The organism is Rhizobium sp. BK098 (genome assembly GCF_014193155.1).
Lineage (GTDB): Bacteria > Pseudomonadota > Alphaproteobacteria > Rhizobiales > Rhizobiaceae > Rhizobium.
On sequence record NZ_JACHYY010000008.1, the window covers coordinates 114,959 to 136,095 of the forward strand.

14 protein-coding genes are annotated in these 21,137 nt (G+C 60.3%); 4 read left to right on the plus strand and 10 right to left on the minus strand.

Features of this window, described 5'->3' with window-relative positions:
- Positions 1–12 precede the first annotated feature (12 nt).
- From FHT73_RS20560 to FHT73_RS20575, 4 genes are all read left to right on the plus strand, one after another.
- The gene (locus FHT73_RS20560; protein ID WP_112400687.1) at positions 13–378 is read left to right on the plus strand and encodes a sarcosine oxidase subunit delta; all 366 of its coding nucleotides are present in this window, start codon (positions 13–15) and stop codon (positions 376–378) included.
- Complete coding sequence (locus FHT73_RS20565) at positions 375–3,371, plus strand: sarcosine oxidase subunit alpha (RefSeq protein WP_183714350.1); 2,997 nt, start codon at positions 375–377, stop codon at positions 3,369–3,371. Before FHT73_RS20560 ends, FHT73_RS20565 begins: the two co-directional genes overlap by 4 nt.
- On the plus strand, positions 3,364–3,912 hold the full coding sequence (locus FHT73_RS20570; protein WP_183714353.1) for a sarcosine oxidase subunit gamma: 549 nt from the start codon (positions 3,364–3,366) through the stop codon (positions 3,910–3,912). Before FHT73_RS20565 ends, FHT73_RS20570 begins: the two co-directional genes overlap by 8 nt.
- Before the next feature lie 64 nt (positions 3,913–3,976).
- Positions 3,977–4,390: a hypothetical protein gene (locus FHT73_RS20575; protein WP_183714356.1), complete on the plus strand. Its 414-nt coding sequence runs from the start codon at positions 3,977–3,979 to the stop codon at positions 4,388–4,390.
- A gap of 7 nt (positions 4,391–4,397) precedes the next feature.
- Here the strand turns inward: FHT73_RS20575 and FHT73_RS20580 are convergent, their stop codons facing one another.
- The 10 genes from FHT73_RS20580 to FHT73_RS20625 form a co-directional block, all read right to left on the minus strand.
- Entirely contained in the window at positions 4,398–4,886 is a 489-nt protein-coding gene (locus FHT73_RS20580; protein ID WP_112420207.1) for a MaoC family dehydratase, read from the minus strand.
- A 67-nt stretch (positions 4,887–4,953) separates the two neighbouring features.
- The gene (glgX, locus tag FHT73_RS20585) at positions 4,954–6,924 is read right to left on the minus strand and encodes a glycogen debranching protein GlgX (protein ID WP_183714359.1); all 1,971 of its coding nucleotides are present in this window, start codon (positions 6,922–6,924) and stop codon (positions 4,954–4,956) included.
- Between the two features lie 212 nt (positions 6,925–7,136).
- Positions 7,137–8,765: an alpha-D-glucose phosphate-specific phosphoglucomutase gene (locus tag FHT73_RS20590; protein ID WP_113241097.1), complete on the minus strand. Its 1,629-nt coding sequence runs from the start codon at positions 8,763–8,765 to the stop codon at positions 7,137–7,139.
- Between the two features lie 4 nt (positions 8,766–8,769).
- The gene (glgA, locus tag FHT73_RS20595; RefSeq protein WP_183714362.1) at positions 8,770–10,212 is read right to left on the minus strand and encodes a glycogen synthase GlgA; all 1,443 of its coding nucleotides are present in this window, start codon (positions 10,210–10,212) and stop codon (positions 8,770–8,772) included.
- Between the two features lie 3 nt (positions 10,213–10,215).
- Positions 10,216–11,478, minus strand: coding sequence for a glucose-1-phosphate adenylyltransferase (gene glgC / locus FHT73_RS20600; protein WP_112602829.1), 1,263 nt, complete (start codon positions 11,476–11,478; stop codon positions 10,216–10,218).
- 26 nt (positions 11,479–11,504) lie between these two features.
- Positions 11,505–13,712: a 1,4-alpha-glucan branching protein GlgB gene (gene glgB, locus FHT73_RS20605; protein WP_183714365.1), complete on the minus strand. Its 2,208-nt coding sequence runs from the start codon at positions 13,710–13,712 to the stop codon at positions 11,505–11,507.
- Positions 13,709–16,171 carry a glycogen/starch/alpha-glucan phosphorylase gene (locus FHT73_RS20610; RefSeq protein WP_183714367.1) on the minus strand — a complete coding sequence of 821 codons (2,463 nt, stop codon included), beginning with the start codon at positions 16,169–16,171 and terminating at the stop codon, positions 13,709–13,711. The genes glgB and FHT73_RS20610 overlap by 4 nt, the downstream gene beginning before the upstream one ends.
- Before the next feature lie 297 nt (positions 16,172–16,468).
- Positions 16,469–17,674: a TadE/TadG family type IV pilus assembly protein gene (locus tag FHT73_RS20615; RefSeq protein WP_183714371.1), complete on the minus strand. Its 1,206-nt coding sequence runs from the start codon at positions 17,672–17,674 to the stop codon at positions 16,469–16,471.
- A 151-nt stretch (positions 17,675–17,825) separates the two neighbouring features.
- On the minus strand, positions 17,826–18,704 hold the full coding sequence (locus FHT73_RS20620; protein ID WP_112602823.1) for a transglutaminase family protein: 879 nt from the start codon (positions 18,702–18,704) through the stop codon (positions 17,826–17,828).
- Between the two features lie 5 nt (positions 18,705–18,709).
- A complete protein-coding gene (locus tag FHT73_RS20625) occupies positions 18,710–21,127 on the minus strand; it encodes a circularly permuted type 2 ATP-grasp protein (protein WP_183714374.1) in 2,418 nt (805 codons plus the stop codon).
- Positions 21,128–21,137: the final 10 nt, after the last annotated feature.

Genomic DNA, 21,137 nt, shown 5'->3' on the forward strand with positions numbered 1-21,137 from the left:
AGGTAGAAAACGATGCTGCTGATTTACTGCCCCTATTGCGAGGAAGAGCGTTCGGAACTCGAATTCCGCAACGCCGGCGACGCGCATATCGTGCGGCCGGCCAATATTGCCGGGATCTCGGACGAGGAATTCGAGGAATATTTCTTCCTGCGCGACAACCCGAAGGGGCTGATCTTCGAGCGCTGGCGGCATATCCACGGCTGTGGGCGCTTCTTCAATGCGGCGCGCGATACGGTGAGCGATCACTTCTACCGAACCTACAAGGCTGGCGAACCGAAGCCGGATCCGGCGACGCTCAAGCCTGGCGCGGCCGAACCGGTGGCGCAGCAACAGAACGAACAAGAAAAGACGGCACCAACAGAGGGATTTGCTGAATGAGCGGCGCCAATCGTATCGCGGGCAAGGGGCGTTTGACGCCGGCCAGAACCGCTCGCTTCACTTTTGACGGCAAGACCTATACCGCGCTCGAAGGCGATACCGTCGCCTCGGCGCTGCTTGCCAACGGCGTTCATCTCGTCGGCCGGTCCTTCAAGTATCACCGGCCGCGCGGTATCCTCTCGGCTGGAGCCGAAGAGCCGAACGCACTGCTCGATATCTCGCGCGATGCGGCGCGGCGACAGCCGAACGTACGTGCCAGCGTGCAGGAAGTTTTCGACGGCATGAAGGCTCAGTCGCAGAACCGCTGGCCGTCGCTCGCTTTCGATATCGGTGGCGTCAACAATCTGATGTCGCCCTTCTTTGCCGCCGGCTTCTATTACAAGACCTTCATGTGGCCGAAGTCGGCCTGGAAGCATATTTACGAACCCTTCATCCGCCGTGCTGCCGGCCTCGGCGTTGCGCCGACGGAAGAGGATCCGGATCATTATGCCGGCCGTTACGCCCATTGTGACGTTCTTGTCGTCGGTGCCGGCGTTGCCGGTCTTTCCGCGGCGCTCGCGGCTGCTGAAACCGGCGCTAAGGTCATCCTCTGTGATGAGCAGCCGGAGGTCGGCGGCGCGCTCCGCTTCGACACCGGCATCAAGATCGACGGTGTCGGAGGCTATGAGTGGGCGCAGGCTACCGTCGCCAAGCTCAAGGCGATGCCGAATGTGCAGGTGCTGACCCGCACGACCGCCTTCGGCTACTACAACCATAATTTCTTCGGCCTTGCCGAACGCGTGACCGACCATCTGGCGAAACCCGGCCGCGACTTGCCGCGCGAGCGCCTATGGCAGGTCCGTGCCAAGCGCGCGATCCTGGCGACAGGTGCGATCGAGCGCCACATGGTGTTTCCGAACAACGACCGCCCGGGCATCATGCTCGCTTCGGCGGCGCGTGCCTATCTCAACCACTATGGCGTCGCCGTCGGTGCGAAGATCGGCGTCTACACGGCGCATGATTCGGCCTATGAGGCCGCCTTCGATCTGAAGCGCGCCGGCGTTTCCGTTGCTGCCATCGTCGACAGCCGTGCGCGGCCCGGCGAGGCGGTTCTCGCCGAAGCAAAGCGGCTCGGCATCGAGGTGATGACCGACTATGCCGTCGTCGATACATCAGGCAAGCTGCGCGTCTCCTCGATGACCGTCTCGCGCAACGGCAGCTCCGCAACCCGCAAGATCCCGGTGGATGCGCTGCTGGTTTCGGCGGGTTGGACGCCCTCCGTTCATCTCTTCTCGCAATCGCGCGGCAAGCTGAAATTCGATACCGAGAAGCAGCGCTTCCTGCCGGGCACCTATGTTCAGGATTGCCTTTCGGTCGGCGCCTGCAATGGCACGGACGGGCTGCAAGCCGCGATAGAGGAATCGCTTGCCGCGGGCGAGCTGATGGCGCGCGCGACTGGCAGCACCAATGGCGGCGAGAAGATCCAGCTCCAGGCCGAGCAGGCTTTCGAGTGGACAGGCGGCATGATCGGTGCTGCCGAAGGCGCGGGACCGGATACGAATGCCAAGGCTTTCGTCGATTTCCAGCACGATGTCTGCGCCAAGGATATCCGCCTTGCCGTGCGCGAGGGCATGCATTCCATCGAGCATATCAAGCGCTTCACCACCAACGGCATGGCGTCCGACCAGGGCAAACTATCCAACATGCATGGCCTGGCGATCGCTGCCGAAATGCTCGGCAAGGATATTCCGCAGGTCGGTCTCACCACCTTCCGCGCGCCCTATACGCCCGTTACCTACGGCACGCTGATCAGCCATTCGCGCGGAGCTCTATTCGATCCCGCCCGCAAGACGCCGATGCATGCCTGGGAAGAGGCGCATGGCGCGATCTTCGAGGATGTCGGCAACTGGAAGCGCGCCTGGTTCTATCCGCGTGCCGGCGAGACCATGCATCAGGCCGTCAATCGCGAATGCCGTACGGCGCGCGAAGTGGCTGGCGTGTTCGATGCCTCGACGCTCGGCAAGATCGAAGTGGTCGGGCCGGATGCGGCTGAGTTTTTGAACCTCCTCTACACCAACGCCTGGGATACGCTGAAGCCCGGCCGCTGCCGCTACGGCATCATGACCCGCGAGGATGGCTTCGTCTACGACGATGGCGTCGTCGGGCGCCTTGCCGAGGATCGCTTCCATGTGACGACGACGACCGGCGGCGCGCCGCGCGTGCTGCATCATATGGAAGACTATCTGCAGACCGAGTTCTCGCACCTGAAGGTGTGGCTGACCTCGACCACCGAGCAATGGGCTGTTATCGCCGTACAGGGGCCGAAGGCACGCGAGATCATCGAGCCGCTCGTCGAGGGCCAGGATCTTTCCAACGAGGCCTTCCCGCATATGAGCGTGGCCGAGTGCAAGGTCTGCGGCGTGCCGGCACGGCTGTTCCGCGTTTCCTTCACCGGTGAAGTCGGCTACGAAATCAACGTGCCAGCCGATTATGGCCAGTCGGTTTGGGAAGCCGTGTGGGCTCGTGCTGAGCCGCTGGGCGCCTGCGCCTACGGCACCGAGACCATGCACGTGCTGCGCGCCGAGAAGGGCTATATCATCGTCGGCCAGGATACCGACGGCACGGTGACTCCTGACGATGCCGGCCTTGCCTGGGCCGTTTCCAAGAAGAAGACCGATTTCGTCGGTATTCGCGGTCTGAAACGGCAGGATCTGGTCAAGGAAGGCCGCAAGCAGCTCGTCGGCCTCGTCACCCGCGATCCGAAGGTGGTGCTGGAGGAGGGCGCACAGATCGTTGCCGATCCGAATGAGCCGAAACCGATGACCATGCTCGGCCATGTCACCTCTTCCTATTGGTCCGAAAATCTCGGCCGCTCCATCGCCTTCGCGCTGGTGGCCGGCGGTCGTGAGCGCATGAGCAAGACGCTCTATGTGCCGATGCCCGACAAGACGATTGCCGTCGAGGTGACGGATCTGGTGTTCTTTGACAAGGAAGGAGGCCGGATCAATGGCTGATCTCGCTACCCGCAAACTGCCGCTCGCCGGCCGCCACGGCGGTTCCTCGACCGTCCGGCTGACGCCAGCCGCTCCTGCAAGCCGCATTTCGCTGCGAGCGTCTGCGGATTCAGTTCATGGTCTTTCGCAGGCGCTCGGTCTTCAGCTGCCGACCCGCCCGAAGACCTCGGCCAGTGGCAATGGCCGTCATGTCCTGTGGCTCGGCCCGGACGAATGGCTCGTCATCGATGAAAACGGTGCCGAGCTGGTCGGCGTGGCTGCATCGTCTGGCGTGCTGCATTCAGCGACCGATGTCTCGCATCGCAATACCGCGGTCATCATCTCCGGTCCTGGCGCGGAAGCGACGCTTGCCGCCGGCTGCCCACAGGATGTTTCGTTGAGCGCATTCCCCATCGGCGCCTGCTCGCGCACGCTGCTCGGCAAGGCGGAAGTGGTGATCTTGCGGCTCGACGAGGAGACATTCCGCGTCGAGGTCTGGCGCTCCTTCTCCGACTATGCCTTCGGCCTTCTCGCCGAAGGTGCGGAGGATGCTGGGCTTTAACCCCGACGGACTTCGCAGGCAAAGTCGATGTAAAAATTGGCTTGGTGCATGATGCCGAGAGTTGATGGCAATCGATCTTGTGTACCGTCAATTTCGGTTGCATACTGGTTGTATGGGCGGGCTCGTAGCACTCGCCCTCAATCAGCGCAGCGTGATGCGCGATACAAAGGTCATGTCCATGGGCTCTGACAGGGAAAGCCTGGAAGTCGATTCCAAGTCATGGACCGGTATAGGCTTCGGAAGCACGCAGCCAACGATACCAAGTAAATTTAACGCTTTAGACCATATTCGAAGCTACTTGATGGCTTTCATACCCGCAATAATAGTTCTTCATATAATCGAGCAGGTTGCAGACGGCGAAGTTTCCTTCGATGCGCTTTCCATATTTCGCGCTTTAACTTCCCAACTCCCGGAAGCTCTCTGTGGAATTGCGCTTCTTCTCTGGTTATATTTATGCAGAAAATCCGCTCCATCCTGAAAAAGTCTTAACCCTCTTCGGGCCGATCCTTCGGGTCGAACTGCGATATGGTCGTCCATGTCGCGGTTAGCGCCGGTTTGCGTTCGTTTTCGATCTCGACTGTCACGTCATAGGTCAGCATCAGCATATTGGCGCCGCGCAGCCGCGTTTCGGCGAGTGTGAAACGTCCTCGCACCTGCGCTCCGCACTTGACCGGCGACATGAAGCGGATCTTCTCGAAGCCGTAGTTGATGCCCATGGTCTGTTCGCGGATTTTCGGCAATGCGCTGTAGTTCATCGCTGAGAGCAGCGATAGTGTCAGGAAGCCGTGGGCGATGGTGCCGCCATAGGGCGTTTCCGCTTTGGCGCGTTCGGGATCGACGTGGATGAATTGATGATCGAGCGTCGCGTCGGCAAAGGTGTCGATCATCGTCTGGTCGACGGTGATCCAGTCGGAAACACCGATCTCCGTTCCCGCAAGATTCATGATCTCAACAAGCGAAATTTCGCCAGGCATTCCATCCTCGTCAGTCTGTGTCGTAAAAACCCTTTCTGGCGAATCGGGATTGAAAGTGCAACCGCGATCAGTTTTCCAGAAGGAATGCGACGGAGCGGGCGGGAATGGCGATCTGCTCCCCGGCTGGCTTTTCGCCTGCCACCGTCAGCAGAGACCAGCCGCCGCTCTCGGACACCGGCAATGTAACGGAGCGCTCGTCTGCGGCGCGATTGAAGACTATGGCGAGCCGCGTCGATCGGCCGGTGGCGCGATCCTCTGTCCGTAGCGCCATGCCGAGCACGGCCGCTCCCGGTGCCTCCCAATCCGACACCGTCATCGGCGTCCCTGCGCTTGAGAACCAAAGCACATCGCCATCGCCGCGGAAGAAATTCATGTCGCCAAAGGCCGTGAAGCGGCGGCGGAGGCCGGCAAGCCAGGCGGTATGGCCGATCAGCTCCTCGTCCAGCGCCGTCCAGTCCACCCAGGTGATGGCGTTATCCTGGCAATAAGCATTGTTGTTGCCCTGCTGGCTGCGTCCGCCTTCATCGCCTGCTGTCAGCATGATCGTGCCGCGTGTGGCAAAAAGCGTCGACAGCATGGCTTCGATATCGGCGCGGCGCTTGGACTGTATTAACTGATCGTCCGTTTTTCCTTCGAAACCGTTGTTCCAGGAGAAGTTTTCGTTGTGGCCGTCGCGATTGTTCTCGCCATTGGCCTCATTGTGCTTGTTCTCGTAGGAAACGAGATCCATCAGCGTGAAGCCGTCATGGGCGGCCAGGAAGTTGACGCTGCGCGTCTGCGTGCGCCCGTCACGGCCGAAGATGGAGGAGGAGCCGGCAAGGATCGTTGCCAGATCGCCAATGCCGGCATCGCCGCGCCAGAAGCGGCGCAGGTCGTCGCGAGCGCGGTCGTTCCATTCGAGGAAAGGTGCCGGGAAATTCCCGAGCTGATAGCCGCCCGGGCCGATGTCCCAGGGTTCGGCGATCATGACCCGATCCTGCAGCATCTCGTCCGCCAGCATGGTGCGAAGCGTCATGCTTTCCGGATCGAAGCCCTTGCCGTTGCGTCCTAGCACGGTGGCGAGATCGAAGCGGAAGCCGTCAATTCCAGCATTCCGGACGAAATGGCTGAGGCTGTCGACAATGAGCTTTCGCGTTGCCGGCTGATCGCAGGCGACGGTGTTTCCCGTGCCGGTATCGTTGACCAGCGTTCCGGGCTGGTCCGGCAAATGGCGGAAATAAGTGGGGTTGTCGAGGCCGCGCAGGGATAGCGTCAGGCCCTGGCGGTCGCTCTCGCCGGTATGATTGAAGACGAGATCGAGGATGACCGCGATGCCTTCGGCGTGAAGGGCAGCGACCGTCTCACGCAATTCCTTCATGCCGCCGGGCACAAGACGCGGGTCGAGCGCCATGAAGGCGACCGGATTGTAGCCCCAGCCATTGGTGAGGCCGAGCGGCGGCAGATGTCGTTCGTCAATCCACGCGGTGATCGGCATCAGTTCGACGGCGTTCACCCGCAGGCGCTTGAGATGCGCGATGATGGAGGGATGGGCGAGGGCGCCGAGCGTGCCGCGCTGCTTCGCCGGCACGTCGGGATGCAGCATGGTGAAGGGCTTTACCGCGATTTCGTAGATCAGGCCGCTCGGCTGAAACAAGGGCTTGGCTCGCTTTATCGCGATATCGCGCGAGACGATCGCCTTGGGCATCAGATCCTGCGTGTCCGCACCGAAGATGCCGAGGCGGGAATCGTAGCGAAATGGCCGGTCTATTTCCTTGGCGTAGGGATCGACCAGCAGTTTGGAGGGGTCGAACCACAGACCTTGGTCGGGATCGTATGAACCATGGGCTCGCAGGCCGTAGCGCGTGCCTTCCCCGGCATCTCTAACAAAGAGTCGATGCTCATCGCCATCGCGTGCGAGCGGAAGCCGCGCGATTTCCTTGTGGCCCTCAGCGTCGAACAGACAGAGGTCTATCTGCTCGGCATGCCTGGAATAGACAGCAAATTCAACACCCGAGTCGGTGAGGGTCGCGCCAAGGCTGCGGGTTGTCGGTTCTGACATGTCTCGCGGGCTTTCCGGATCGCTGGATATTGTTCCCTCTCCCTGCTTGCGGGGAGAGGGCTAGGGTGAGGGGCAGAGCGTTCGGCATATTATGCAGTCGCGGTGAATTTCGAGAAGGCCCCTCATCCGACCAGTCGCTGCTTCACTTCGTTCAGCTGCTCCTGGCTACCTTCTCCCCGCATTGCGGGGAGAAGGGGCTTAAAACCTAAAACTCAGGTAATCACAGTCGGCGCGTCACGGCCGGTGCGGCCCTTGATGTCGGCGATTTCCTGGGCAGCCGTGATGAGATCGGCCAGCGCTTCCTGGGTTTCGATATTGTGGCGGGTCGGATCGGGCTCGTAGCGCTCGATATAGACGCGCAGCGTGGCGCCGGTGGTGCCGGTGCCGGAAAGGCGGAAGACCACGCGGGAGCCGCCTTCGAAGAGGATGCGGATGCCCTGGTGCTGGCTGACCGACTTGTCGACCGGGTCGTGATAGGCGAAATCGTCGGCGGCGGAAACGGTGAGATCGCCGATTTTCGTGCCCGGCAGGGTCGGCAGCTTTTCGCGCAGCGCTGCAATCAGGCCGTTGGCAGCGTCTGTGTCGACACCTTCATAATCGTGGCGGGAATAATAGTTGCGGCCATAGGTGGCCCAATGCTGCGTCACGATATCGATGACGCTTTCGCCGCGTACGGCCAGGATATTCAGCCAGAGCAGCACGGCCCAAAGGCCGTCCTTTTCGCGAACATGGTTCGAGCCGGTGCCGGAGCTTTCCTCGCCACAGATCGTTGCCATGCCGGCATCGAGCAGATTGCCGAAGAACTTCCAGCCGGTCGGCGTTTCATAGATGCCAACGCCACGCTTTTCGGCAACGCGATCGGCCGCGCCGCTTGTTGGCATCGAACGGGCGATGCCGGCAATGCCATGCGAATAGCCGGGAGCGAGGTTAGCGTTGGCCGCCAGGATCGCCAGGCTGTCGGACGGGGTGACGTAGATGCCCTTGCCGATGATGAGATTGCGGTCGCCGTCGCCGTCCGATGCTGCGCCGAAATCGGGCGCGTCGTCGCTCATCATGTCGTCGTAGAGCTCTTTGCAGTAGACAAGGTTCGGATCCGGGTGATGACCGCCGAAATCCGGCAGCGGCAGGAAGTTGCGCACCGATCCGTCCGGCGCGCCGAGACGGATTTCGAAGATTTCCTTGGCATAGGGGCCGGTGACGGCACTCATCGCGTCGAAGCAGATGCGGAAGCCCAGGCTGATCAGGTTGCGGATCGCACCGAAGTCGAACAGCTCCTCCATGAGAGCCGCATAGTCTTCGACGGGGTCGATGACCGAGACGATCATGCCGCCGACATCCTCGCGGGCAATGCGGTCGAGGTTGATGTCCGGGAAGTCAGCGATCTTGTAGCTGTCGATCACCTTGGAGCGCTCATAGATGGCGTCGGTGATCTTTTCGGGCGCCGGGCCGCCATTGCTGATGTTGTACTTGATGCCGAAGTCTTCGGTCGGGCCGCCGGGATTGTGGCTGGCCGACAGGATGATGCCGCCGAAGGCCTTATACTTGCGGATGATGTTGGAGGCTGCGGGCGTCGAGAGGATGCCGCCCTTGCCGACCATCACCTTGCCGAAACCGTTCGCAGCGGCCATTTTGATGGCCTTCTGGATGACTTCGCGATTGTAGTAGCGGCCGTCGCCGCCGATGACCAGGCACTTGCCCTGATAGCCTTCGAGCGAATCGAAAATCGACTGGATGAAGTTTTCCGCGTAGTTCGGCTGCTGGAATACGGGAACCTTCTTTCGCAAGCCCGAAGTGCCGGGTTTCTGATCCGCGTAGGGGGTGGTCGGTACGGTTTTAATCATCGGGTTAAGCGCCTCTCGAGACTAGACTGGAGTAGAGAGCGGCGTAGCGTTCTGCGCTCCTGCCCCAGGATACGTCGGATTTCATGCCCTGCTTTTGCATCTGCGTCCAGACCTTTCGATCCTGGAAGAGGTGCATCGCGCGGCGCATGGCCTGCAACAGCCCCTCCGCGGTGACGGGTGAAAATTGAATGCCGGTCGCGACTTTTGCCTGCAGCGCGGCGTGGTTGGCGTCGATAATCGTATCGTTCAGCCCGCCCGTTCGTGCAACGATCGGCAGGCAGCCATAGCGTAAGCCATAAAGCTGCGTGAGGCCACAGGGTTCGAAACGCGAGGGGATGATAATCGCATCACAGCCGGCCTGCATCAGATGCGACATGGGCTCGTTGTAGCCTGCCGAAACGCCGACGCGACCGCGGTGACGGCCGGCTGCGGCAAAGAGCGCACCCTCCAGCGCCGCGTCGCCTGCGCCGAGAATGGCAAGCTTGCCGCCCATGTGGACGATCTCGCTCGCAACCTCCGCCAGAATATCCATGCCCTTCTGCCAGGTGAGGCGGCTGACGACGCAGAAGATCGGACCATCATCCTCGTCGAGGCCGAAATGCTCGACGACCCGATGGCGGTTGATGGCGCGATCCTTCAGCGTCGCCGCGCTATAGGTTTGCGCGATCATCGGATCGGTCGCCGGATTCCAGATGTCGTCGTCGATGCCGTTGACGATGCCGTACAGATTGTAGGCCTTGCTGGCGATGACGCCTTCGAGGCCCATGCCGAATTCCGGCGTCAGGATTTCCTCGGCATAGGAAGGGCTGACGGTGGTCAGGGCATGTGCCGTCTGCAGCCCACCTTTCAGGAAACCAACGTCGCCGTAATATTCGATGCCTTCCACCGAGAAAGCATGTGCCGGCAGACGAAGGCCGGGGAAGATATCGGCGCCGAACTGGCCCTGGAATGCGATGTTATGGATGGTGAGGACGCTCGGCAATTCCGGCGTCGGATAATAGCGCATGTAGACCGGCACCATGGCAGACTGCCAATCATGCGCATGAACGAGATCCGGTCGCCAGCCGGGCAAGAGGCCGGCGGCAATCTCGGCACCGGCGAGAGATAGCGCCGCGAAACGCCGCCAATTGTCGGGATAGTCCTTGCCCGTCGCATCGACATAGGGGCCGCCGGTGCGGCTATAATAAGCCGGTGCGTCGAGCACGAGGAAGGAAATGCCCGCATGCTCGACTTCCAGAATGGTGGCTGCCTCGCCAAGAAGATCCGGAAGCTCCAGACGGGCAACCGGATCGCGAATGGCTTTCATAACCGCAGGATAGCCTGGGATGAGGGTCTTGGTTTCGACGCCATAGGGCTTCAGTGCAATAGGCAGGGCGCCGACCACATCGGCCAGACCCCCTGTCTTGATCAAGGGGAAGACTTCGGACGAAACCGAGAGAACCTTCATAGGTTACAGATCCAGCTTGTCGACCATCGATTGGGTGATGAGGCAGATGCCGCTTTCCGTGCGGCGCCAGCGTTTGGCATCCAGTTCCGGATCTTCACCGACCACCAGACCTTCGGGAATGGTCACGCCATGGTCGATGACGACATTCTTGAGCTGTGCCCGGCGGCCAACCTTGACGCTCGGCAACACGACCGCACCTTCCAGCTTGGAGTAGGAATTGGCGCGCACGCCGGTAAAGAGCAGGCTGTTGTAGAGGCTGGCACCGGAAATGATGCAATCGCCGGCGACGACGGAGGAGACTGCCGAACCGCGGCGGTCCTCGTCGTCATGGACGAATTTGGCCGGCGGGCTGATTTCCGCATAGGTCCAGATCGGCCAGGACTTGTCGTAGATGTCAAGCTCCGGCACCACGGCGGTCAGGTCGATATTGGCTTGCCAGTAGGCATCGATCGTGCCGACATCGCGCCAATAGGCTTCGCGCTCGAAATCCGAGCGAACGCAGGACTGCGTGAAGCGATGGGCGACCGCCTTACCATTCTTGACGATATGGGGAATGATGTCTTTGCCGAAGTCGCGGCTGGAATTAGGGTCGGCCGCATCGCGCTTCAGGCATTCGATCAGGAATTTCGTGTGGAAGACGTAGATGCCCATCGAGGCGAGCGCGAAATCGGGATTGCCGGGGATACCCGGAGGATCGGCCGGCTTCTCGACGAAATCTATGATCCGGTCCTTGTCATCGACATGCATGACGCCGAAGCCGACGGCCTCCATGCGCGGCACTTCCAGGCAGCCGATGGTTACGTCTGCACCGGAATCGACGTGCTGCTGCAGCATCCATTCGTAGTCCATCTTGTAAATATGGTCGCCGGCAAGGATGACCATATATTCCGGACCGTAAGGCTCGATGATGTCGATGTTCTGATAGACGGCGTCCGCGGTGCCTTCATACCACTGGGTTTCCGAAACGCGCTGCGAGGCCGGCAGGATATCGAAGCTTTCGTTTCGTTCTGGGCGGAAGAAGTTCCAGCCGCGCTGCATGTGGCGGATCAGCGAGTGCGCCTTATACTGCGTCGCGACGCCGATGCGGCGAATGCCGGAATTGAGCGCGTTTGACAGCGCAAAATCGATGATTCTGGTCTTGCCGCCGAAATAGACCGCTGGCTTGGCACGGCGGTCGGTCAGTTCTTTCAGGCGGCTGCCGCGGCCCCCGGCAAGAACGTAGGCCATGGCATCGCGCGCCAGCGGCTGGAAACGTTTTTCTACCATTTTATTCCTCCCTGTCCGTAGTGATCTCAGAATTCCGGTTCGAGCATGATGGTTGCCAGCGGAGGCAGCGTTATCACCGCCTGTACGCCTCCGCCTGCATTGACGGCCTGGACACGCCCGCCATTCCCTTTGCCGCTGCCGCCATAGATATCGGCATCGGTATTCAATATCTCGCGCCACCGCCCCTCCGCCGGCAGACGCAAGGTGTAGTTCTCACGATAGACTGGCGTGAAATTGGTGATGACGGCAACCGGCTTTTCGCCCGGCGCCTTGCGTAGCCAAGCAAAGACCGAGTTTTCGAAATCATCGACCACAAGCCATTCGAAGCCGTCGCCCTCGCAGTCGCGGGCATGGAGCGCCGGCTTGCTGCGATAGGTGAAATTGAGATCGCGAACGAGGCGGCGCATGCCTTCGTGCATGCGGTACTGCAGCAGGTTCCAGTCCAGCGCGCGTTCTTCGCTCCACTCACTCCACTGGGCGAATTCCTGGCCCATGAAGAGCAGCTTCTTGCCGGGATAGCCCCACATGAAGGCATAGTAGGCACGCAGATTGGCGAATTTCTGCCAGTCGTCGCCTGCCATCTTGGCGATCAGGGACCCCTTGCCGTGAACCACTTCATCATGGGAGAGCGGCAGCACGAAGTTTTCCGAGAAGGCGTAGATGAGGCCGAAGGTCAGCTCGTTGTGGTGATATTTGCGGTACACCGGCTCGCGGGCGAGGTAGCTCAGCGTGTCGTGCATGAAGCCCATGTTCCACTTGAAGCCGAAGCCGAGGCCGCCTTCATGGACAGGCTGTGACACTTTCGGCCAGGAGGTCGATTCCTCGGCGATGGTCATGACGCCGGGGTGAGCGCCATAGAGCCGAGTGTTCATGGACTGCAGAAAACGGACGGCTTCCAGGTTTTCGTTGCCGCCATATTCGTTGGGGATCCATTCGCCATGCTTGCGGGAATAGTCGAGGTAGAGCATGGAAGCGACGGCATCGACGCGCAAACCGTCCAGATGGTATTTTTCCGCCCAGTAGAGCGCGTTGTTCAGCAAATAGGCGAGAACCTCGGTGCGGCCGAAATTGTAGATCGCCGTATTCCAGTCAGGATGAAAGCCCTTGCGCGGGTCTTCATGTTCGTAAAGGGCGGTTCCATCGAACCAGCGTAGGCCATGCTCGTCGGTCGGGAAATGCGCCGGTACCCAATCGAGGATGACGCCGATCCCGACCTTGTGGCAGCCGTTGACGAAGCGGGCAAAGCCTTCCGGCTCACCGAAGCGGGCGGTCGGGGCGTAAAGACCCGTGGTCTGATAGCCCCAGGACGGATCGTAGGGGTGTTCGGTGATCGGCAGAAATTCGATATGGGTGAAGCCCATGTCAACGCAATAGGGGATGAGGCGCGAGGCGAGTTCATCCCATGACAGCATCGAACCGTCGTCGCGGCGCTGCCAGGAAGCGGCATGGACTTCGTAAATGGAGATCGGCTGGCGGCGCTGATCGACGCTCGCCCAATGTTCGCGGTGGGCGGAATCGTCCCAGACCTGAACCAGTTCGTTGGCCGTGACCGACGCCGTCTTCGGGCGCAGTTCGCTGCGTCGAGCAAATGGATCGGCCTTCAGCGGCAGCACTACGCCGTCATGGCCACGGATCTCGAACTTATAGGCGACACCCGCAGGCACATCCGGGGCGAAGATCTCCCAGATGCCGCTATCGGAGCGAAATCGCATGACGTGGCGGCGGCCATCCCAATTGTTAAAATCGCCGACGACGGAAACACGATGTGCATTCGGTGCCCATACGGCGAAATGAAAGCCCTGCACGCCCTCGTGCTTCAGCGGATGGGCGCCCATCTTGTCGAAGAGGCGCAGATGCGTGCCCTGACGCGCGAAATAGTCATCCATCGGGCCGAGAACCGGACCGAAACTATAGGGATCGGTCACGGCCCATTCGACATCGCCGCGTCTGGCGCGATAACGGACCGGCTGCTGCTTGGCAAGTTTGACGTCGCCGGAAAAGAAGCCTGCCGGATCAAGGCATTCGAGCTCGCCGATGACAGAACCGTCGATCGCCGTGGCGGTGACAGCTTCCGCGCCAAGGATGAAACAGCGGGCCACATAGCCTTCATCCGTCTTGTGCACGCCGAGAACGGCGAACGGATTGGAATGCGTGCCTGCGAGAATTGCAGCAATATCCCCTGCCGAAATATCCCTCAAGCTTGTGCCGTCAGCGGGTTTTTTCGGCTTTTTCATCCGGCTCTCCAGATTTCCTTGGCATACTGACGGATCGTCCGGTCGGAAGAGAACCAGCCCATGCGAGCGGTATTGTTGATCGTCTTCGCATACCACTCGGATGGATTGGCCCAAAGAATATCGACCTCGCGCTGTGCCGAGGCATAGGCATCGAAATCGGCGGCGACCATGAACCAGTCGTGACTATAGATGCCGTCGATCAGGCTGGCATAGCGATTGCGGTCGTCGGGAGAAAAGACGCCGGAGGCGATGGCTGACAGAGCCTGAGCCAATTCGCGCGAGCGCTCGATGATGGCACGAGGGTTATGACCGTCGCTGCGCAGGTTTGCGACCTCATCGGCCCGCAATCCGAAGATGACGATATTGTCCTCGCCGACATTGTCGCGCATTTCGACATTGGCGCCATCAAGTGTGCCGATGGTCAGCGCGCCGTTGAGGCCGAACTTCATGTTGCCGGTGCCCGAGGCTTCCATGCCGGCGGTCGAAATCTGCTCGGAAAGATCGGCGGCCGGAACCATGACTTCCGCCAGCGAGACGTTGTAGTTCGGCACGAAGACGACCTTCAGCAAGCCGCGAACCGATGGATCGTTATTGATGACGCGGGCGACGTCGTTGATCAGCTTGATGATAAGCTTCGCGTTGTGATAGCTCGGCGCCGCCTTGCCGGCAAAGAGCTTGACGCGCGGTTGCCAGTCGAGCTCGGGATGCGAGCGGATCTGGTCGTAGAGCGCCACGGCCTCGATGACGTTCAGAAGCTGGCGCTTGTATTCATGGATGCGCTTGATCTGGATATCGAACATCGCGTTCGGATCGAGCTTGATGCCCATGCGGCTGGCAACGAGATTGGAGAGCTGCACCTTGTTGGTGCGCTTGACGGCGGCGAACTTCTCCTGGAAGGCGCTATCGTGTGCAAACTGATCCAGCGGCTTCAGCTGCTCGGCATCGTCGAGGAAGGCGTCGCCGATGGTTTCGCGTACGAGATTGGTCAGGCCGGGATTGCACTGCATCAGCCAGCGCCGCGGTGTGATGCCGTTCGTTTTGTTGTTGATGCGATCCGGATAGAGTTTGTGCAGGTCGGCAAAAACCGTGACCTTCATCAGGTCGGTATGAAGTGCGGAAACGCCGTTGATCGAATGCGAGCCGACAAAGGCGAGATTGCCCATGCGCACGCGCCGATCGCCGTTTTCGTCGATGAGCGAGATCGAGCGGATTTCGGTGTCGCTGAAATTGCGCAGCTTGCGCGCTTCCACCAGAACCTTGGCGTTGATGGCATAGACGATCTGCATGTGGCGCGGCAAAAGCCGCTCGAGCAGCGGCACAGGCCAGCTTTCCAAAGCTTCCGGCAATAGGGTGTGATTGGTGTATCCGAAGGTATTTTTGGTGATGTCCCAGGCCTTGTCGAAATCGAAGCCATGGACATCGACCAACAGGCGCATCATTTCCGTAACGGAGACGGCCGGATGTGTGTCGTTCAGCTGGATCGCGACCTTGTCGGCGAGATTGGTCAGATCGTCATATTGCTGCAGGTGACGGCGCAAGATGTCCTGCAGCGAGGCCGATGAGAAAAAGAACTCCTGGCGCAGGCGTAGTTCCTGACCGGCGGGTGTCGCGTCGGCTGGGTAGAGGACGCGCGTCAGGCTTTCGGCCTTGTTGCTTTCGCGCAGCGCGCCGATATGGTCGCCGGCGTTGAAGGCATCGAGCAGGATCGGGTCGATCGGCTGCGCCGACCAGAGGCGCAGCGTGTTGACGCGCTTGCCGCGCCAGCCGACGACGGGTGTATCGAATGCGGTGGCGATGACGCGCTCGGCCGGCTTCCAGACGTAACGCGGCTGATCGTCGTGGCTGCTGATGGTCTCGACGGCGCCGCCAAAACCGATTTCATAGGAGCTTTCCTGGCGTTCGAATTCCCACGGGTTGCCGTGCGCCAGCCAGGTTTCCGGCAATTCCACTTGCCAGCCATCGGCCATCTGCTGGCGGAAGAGGCCGTGGACGTAGCGAATGCCATAGCCATAGGCCGGCACGTCGACGGTTGCCATGGATTCCATGAAACAGGCGGCAAGGCGGCCAAGACCGCCGTTGCCGAGCGCTGCATCGGGCTCGAGACCCGCGATGACGCGAATATCGACGCCCAGCGAAGCGAGAGCGTTGGTGATCTCCTCCATCAGACCGAGATTGGAGATGGCGTCGCGCATCAGGCGGCCGATCAGGAATTCGAGCGATAGATAGTAGACGCGCTTGGCGTTCGTCTCGTAGGTCTTGCGGGTCGATTCGATCCATTTGTCGATGACGCGGTCGCGAATGACGAGGATCGTTGCCGTCAGCCAGTCATGCGGCTTGGCGACCTTCGCGTCCTTGCCGATGCGGTATGTCAGGCGCTCGATGATTTCTTCGGCAAGGATTTCGGGGCGGGAACTGCGCGGCGCGGGAACGGGGAGATCGGCCTTCGTCAAGTTATTCATACTATCAACTCTCGCCATTTGTGATTTATATTCAGCGTGTTACCGCCAATTAAATCGATTTGCCTTTCCGTTTCACTATCAGTTTACGCACCGATGTAAAGCAGTTGCAACAAGCGAGTTTGGCGGATGCGAAAATTGCGGCGAAAGGTTTACGGTGAATGCGAAAGAACTTGATTCTGATGATATTTCGGGTTCTTATTCGCGCATCGATCAAAACAAAAGCCGCGCAATACTCGTATCGCGCGGCTTTTTCTTTGTAGTCTATCGGTGGTTGCTCCGTACGGATGCCGGGCGCGATCACTTGGTCAGGAGCGTCATTTGCTTCGATGTTTCCGTGGCGATTGTCGTGAACGCCTTGAAAAGATCCGCCGCGCTTTGGGGTGTGAAGTAGTCCGAGGCTGAAGTAGCGCAGTACTTCAGCAAGGCTTGGCCATTTTCCGGTGCTATGAAGGCGATCGTGTACACATGGATGCCATTGCTGCGTGCCTTGTCGCACTGTGCTTTGGTATCCGCGTCAGCATTTGACACGTTGTTTTCGCCGTCGGTCATGAAAACAATGTACATGGTCGGATTTTTGACGCCGCTCTTATTCTTGTGCTGAAGTTGCTCGTTCGTCAGCCCGGCTGTCGCAGACGGTTTCGTCAACGCGTCGACTGCCGCCGTAAAAGCAGGCGCCGAATTCGTGGAACCTTTTGACGTCAAGTTGTTGACATATGTTGTGATGCCGCTGGTACCCCAGGCCAAAGCTGTCGCCGTTTGGGCGACGTTGTTATAGGAAACTGCCCCGGTGCGAACATACATCATGTTCGGGTCGGCCTTGTTCAGTTGCGCGGAGAGATTGGACGTCGCGATTTTCAGCGACTCCATCTTCGAGTAATAGTTGGTCTGCGTTGTGCAATAGGTCCCCCAGCAGTTTTTTTTGGTCGGCTGCTCGGCATTAACCGTGTCCGTGGCCTCATCCATCGATCCAGAACGATCCAGAACGAAATACATCGACAGCGCATTCTTCTGGGTTTCGGAAGTCTTGCCGCTGATTGACGTGCTGGACGCAGAAATGTTCAGCGAACTCTGCCCTATCAAGCGGGTCATGCTGTTCACGGGCATAGAATAGGATGAATTTACGACGACCGTGTAGCCCGTGTTCCCAGAGGAATCGGTCGTTTTTGTTACCGTTGTGCCGGTGCCCGCTTTCAATGAATTCGTAGCATCCGTATCACCGGCGAGATAATTCGACATCTGGCCGAGGACGAAATTGTTGGCGAGATCCTTGGCGGTCGTCGTGGTTGCACTGCCGTCCGCAAGCGCGGTTGCCGCAGTGAGCGCGGCGGCATCCGTGGATTCCTGAAGCTGACTGTGTGTCAGCGACATGTTCGTGACATCGACCGCTACACCACTCGCCACGGCCAGCACGGGCACGGCAATCGCCGTGAGGATGCCAAAATTTCCGGCTCTATCGCGTATAAGTTGTTTCAATGCCCAAAGTATATCAGAGCCGGCAATCATCATGTCCGCCTATTGGAAAGAGTTAGCTTCTCAAGAACGGCGGGACTATCGAATACAAATATTAGTTGAAGGTTTAATCGGTCAGTTGATTTTTAACAAACCATGTAATCTGACGCGATTGGCTTCACCTTTTTACTACTTTAAGTATATTCTATTTTAGTGGAATTACATCTACCGCCTGAACGGCTTCCTGATTGCCGTAGCTCTTCAGTACGCCGATAACGGGCGCAACGTCCGAATAATCGCGGCCATAGGCAACGACGATATGATCTGTGCCTGCCGGGATATTGTTGGTCGGGTCGAGCTCGATCCAGCCCGCCGTCTCGCCGCACCAGATGCGCACCCAGGCGTGCATGGCGTCGGCGCCCTCCAGCCTTTCCTTGCCAGGCGGCGGAATGGTGCGCAGAAAGCCGCTGACATAGCCGGCGGGAATGCCGAGGCTGCGAAGCGCGATGATCATGACATGCGAGAAATCCTGGCAGACGCCGCGCTTAAGGCGGAAGGCTTCCCTCGGCGTGGTGTCCACTGTCGTCGCCTCGGTATCATAGACGAAGTCCTTGTGTACCTGCGCGCAGACCGCATGGGCGATCTGCAGGGTCGTAAGATTGGCTGCTTTCCATTGTCTGCTGTAATCCGCGATTTCCCTGGTGTCCGGCAGACGCGGGCTGCTGCCGAGAAAATGGTGGGGCGAAGACGGATCGATCGACCAGCAATCATTGATCTCCTCTGGCAGCTTGGCGAGCAGCGGCGAGAAGTCTGCCCCGACGGGCTGGCTCTCCACCTGAACGCGCGCCTGCATGCGGATATCGAGCCTTTCATGGGGCTCGCGCACGAGGATCGAAGTTGCAGGATGCTGGAAGAAATCCGTGAAGTGGGATTGCTCGTCCGGTCCCGGCGTTATCTTCACCGAGCCGGCTATCAGCCTCTGCCGGTTGGGCAGGGAGAGCGGCATGACGCGCAATATATGCCGCGCACCGCTTGCCGGCACGTCGTAGATGTAGCCCATGTGAAGCGAGAGATCGTAGAGCATTCACGTCATCCGAGGTAGGTGCGTGCCAGCAGGTCAGACAGCCGCTCCAGTTCGCGCGCCAGCTGCTGGTAGACTTCGCCCGTCATTGCTTCGGGCGTCATCACTGCCAACCCCGAATGCAGACGCATGGCTTCGCGGAAGAAGGGTGACATCTGGCCGTTGACGTAGGCATTCGGCAATTGTTCGACCTCGCGGTGGATCTCGTTCATCTGGAAAAGGATCGAGCGCGGATTAAGCGGATCGAGTGCGAGCAGATCCGTCACCGTCAGCCGAGCGGTATTGACGTTGTAGCGGCGGCGATGGGTCATGACGCTGTCGCCGATTTCAAGCAGCATGTCGAGCGCGCCGTCGGGCGCATCGGGGCCGGACATATGGCCGAGCAGCCGGGTCATATGCAGGCCGCGCTCGATATAGCGGCCGAGCGACAGGAAGCGCCAGCCGGTGAAGCGGTACATGTTTTCATGCACGAGACCGGCGAAGCCCGCGAGCTTGCGCAGCAGGATCGTCATGGCATGGCTGGCATCGTCGCCAGGCTTTACCCCTTCCTTGAAGCGGCGTGCCGTCTTGGCGAGATCGTTCAGCGCAAGCCAGCCATCGGGAGAGAAGCGATCGCGGATGTTGCTGGCCGAATAGACGGCGCTATCGATGTTGCGCAGCAGGTTTTCCGGCACCGCTTGCTTGGTATCGATGTCGATGGCGGCAAGATAGGCGCTGACATCGGCAAGCAGTGGCTGGTTCGGATCGGCGGCTTCGGCAAAACGCCCGTGCCAGGCGCGCAGGATGCGCAGCGCACCTTCGGCGCGCTCGATATAGCGGCCGAGCCAGAAGAGGTTGTCGGCCGCCCGACTGGGCAGGCTGCCCGGCATGTTGCGGGTGAAAGTTTCCTCTGCCGGCAGAAGCGTGTGTGCCTCGACTGGCTTGTCGGAGACGATCCAGACATCGGCAGCCGAGCCGCCGGCCTGCATGGCAATCGCGGCGACATCGTCACCGCTGCCGATGCGGGCAAAGCCGCCGGGCATGATCTGCCAGCCATTCTCGGTGCGGGCGGCGAAGACGCGCAAGCTCATCGGCCGCGGCGTGAGCTTGCCATTGACCCAGGCCGGCGTCGTCGAAAGTGTCACGACCTCCTGGCCCACCAGCTTGTTACCCTCGGTCGCCAGCCAGTCTGCGATCGAATCGCGGGCGGTGCTGCGCAGCGTCGAGCCCAGCACGGATTGGCCGTTATCATCGAAGAAGGGCATGCAGGAATAGGCCGGGCCGATGACCATCTTTTCGATATTGGCGGCGACATGGTCTCGCTCGCTCTTCTGGCCGCACCACCAGGTTGCGATAGAGGGCAGCTTCAGCTCCTCGCCGCGCAGATGCCGGCAGATGGTCGGCATGAAGGCGAGCAGCGCTCGGGTTTCGAGAATGCCGGAGCCGAGCGCGTTGACGATGGTCACCGTCTGCGCTCGCAGGGCTTCGACGAGGCCGGGCGTGCCGATATGGGAGCGCTGGTTGAGCTCCAATGGATCGGCGTAGGAAGCATCGAGGCGGCGCCAGAGCACGCTGATCGGCCGCAGCCCTGCGACGGTTCGCACCATCAACTGATCGTTGACGACGGTGATGTCCTCGCCTTCGAGCAGCATGAAGCCGAGGTAGCGGGCGATATAGGCGTGTTCGTAATAGGTTTCATTGGCAGGCCCCGGCGTCAGCACGGCCACGCGGCCTTCGGCGCCGCGCTTGCCGCCGAGCAGGGCATCGCGGAACGCGCCGAAGAAGGAGGCGAGGCGATGGACCTTGGTTTCGGCGTAGATATCGGAGAAGGCGCGGGTTGTGGCGACGCGGGTTTCCAGCGCGAAGCCGGCGCCGGATGGCGCCTGCGCGCGGTCAGCCAGCACCCACCAATTGCCGTCAGGACCGCGGCCGACCTCGAAAGCCAGGAAATGCAGGTAATGGCCGCTTGCGGGCTTGACGCCGACAAGCGGGCGCAGGAACTCCGGATTGGCGGCAATCAAGGCCGGCGGCAGCAGCCCTTCGCTCACCAGTCGGCTGTCGCCATAGATATCGGCGATGACCGATTCCAACAGATCGGCGCGCTGCTGCAGGCCTTCGGAGAGAGCCTGCCATTCGCGTTCGTCGATGAGCACAGGGATATGGGAGATCGGCCAGTTGCGTTCGCTGACACCCGCTGTCCCATAAGCGCGATAGAAGACGCCTGCATCGCGCAAATAGCGGTCGGCGCGGGCGAAGCGCTCGGTCAATCCCTCTTCCGTCATACGCGTCAGCGCCGAGAGGAAGTTTTGCCAGACCGGGCGCACCGCGCCGGTATTGTCGACCATTTCGTCGGCGACGCCGGGCAGGGGACGATAGGCAAAGACCGGCGCCTTGGCAGTGCCGGTCTTTACCTCGTCCCGTCGTTCCGTCGCCCGTTTTCTACCCATGCACAGTCTC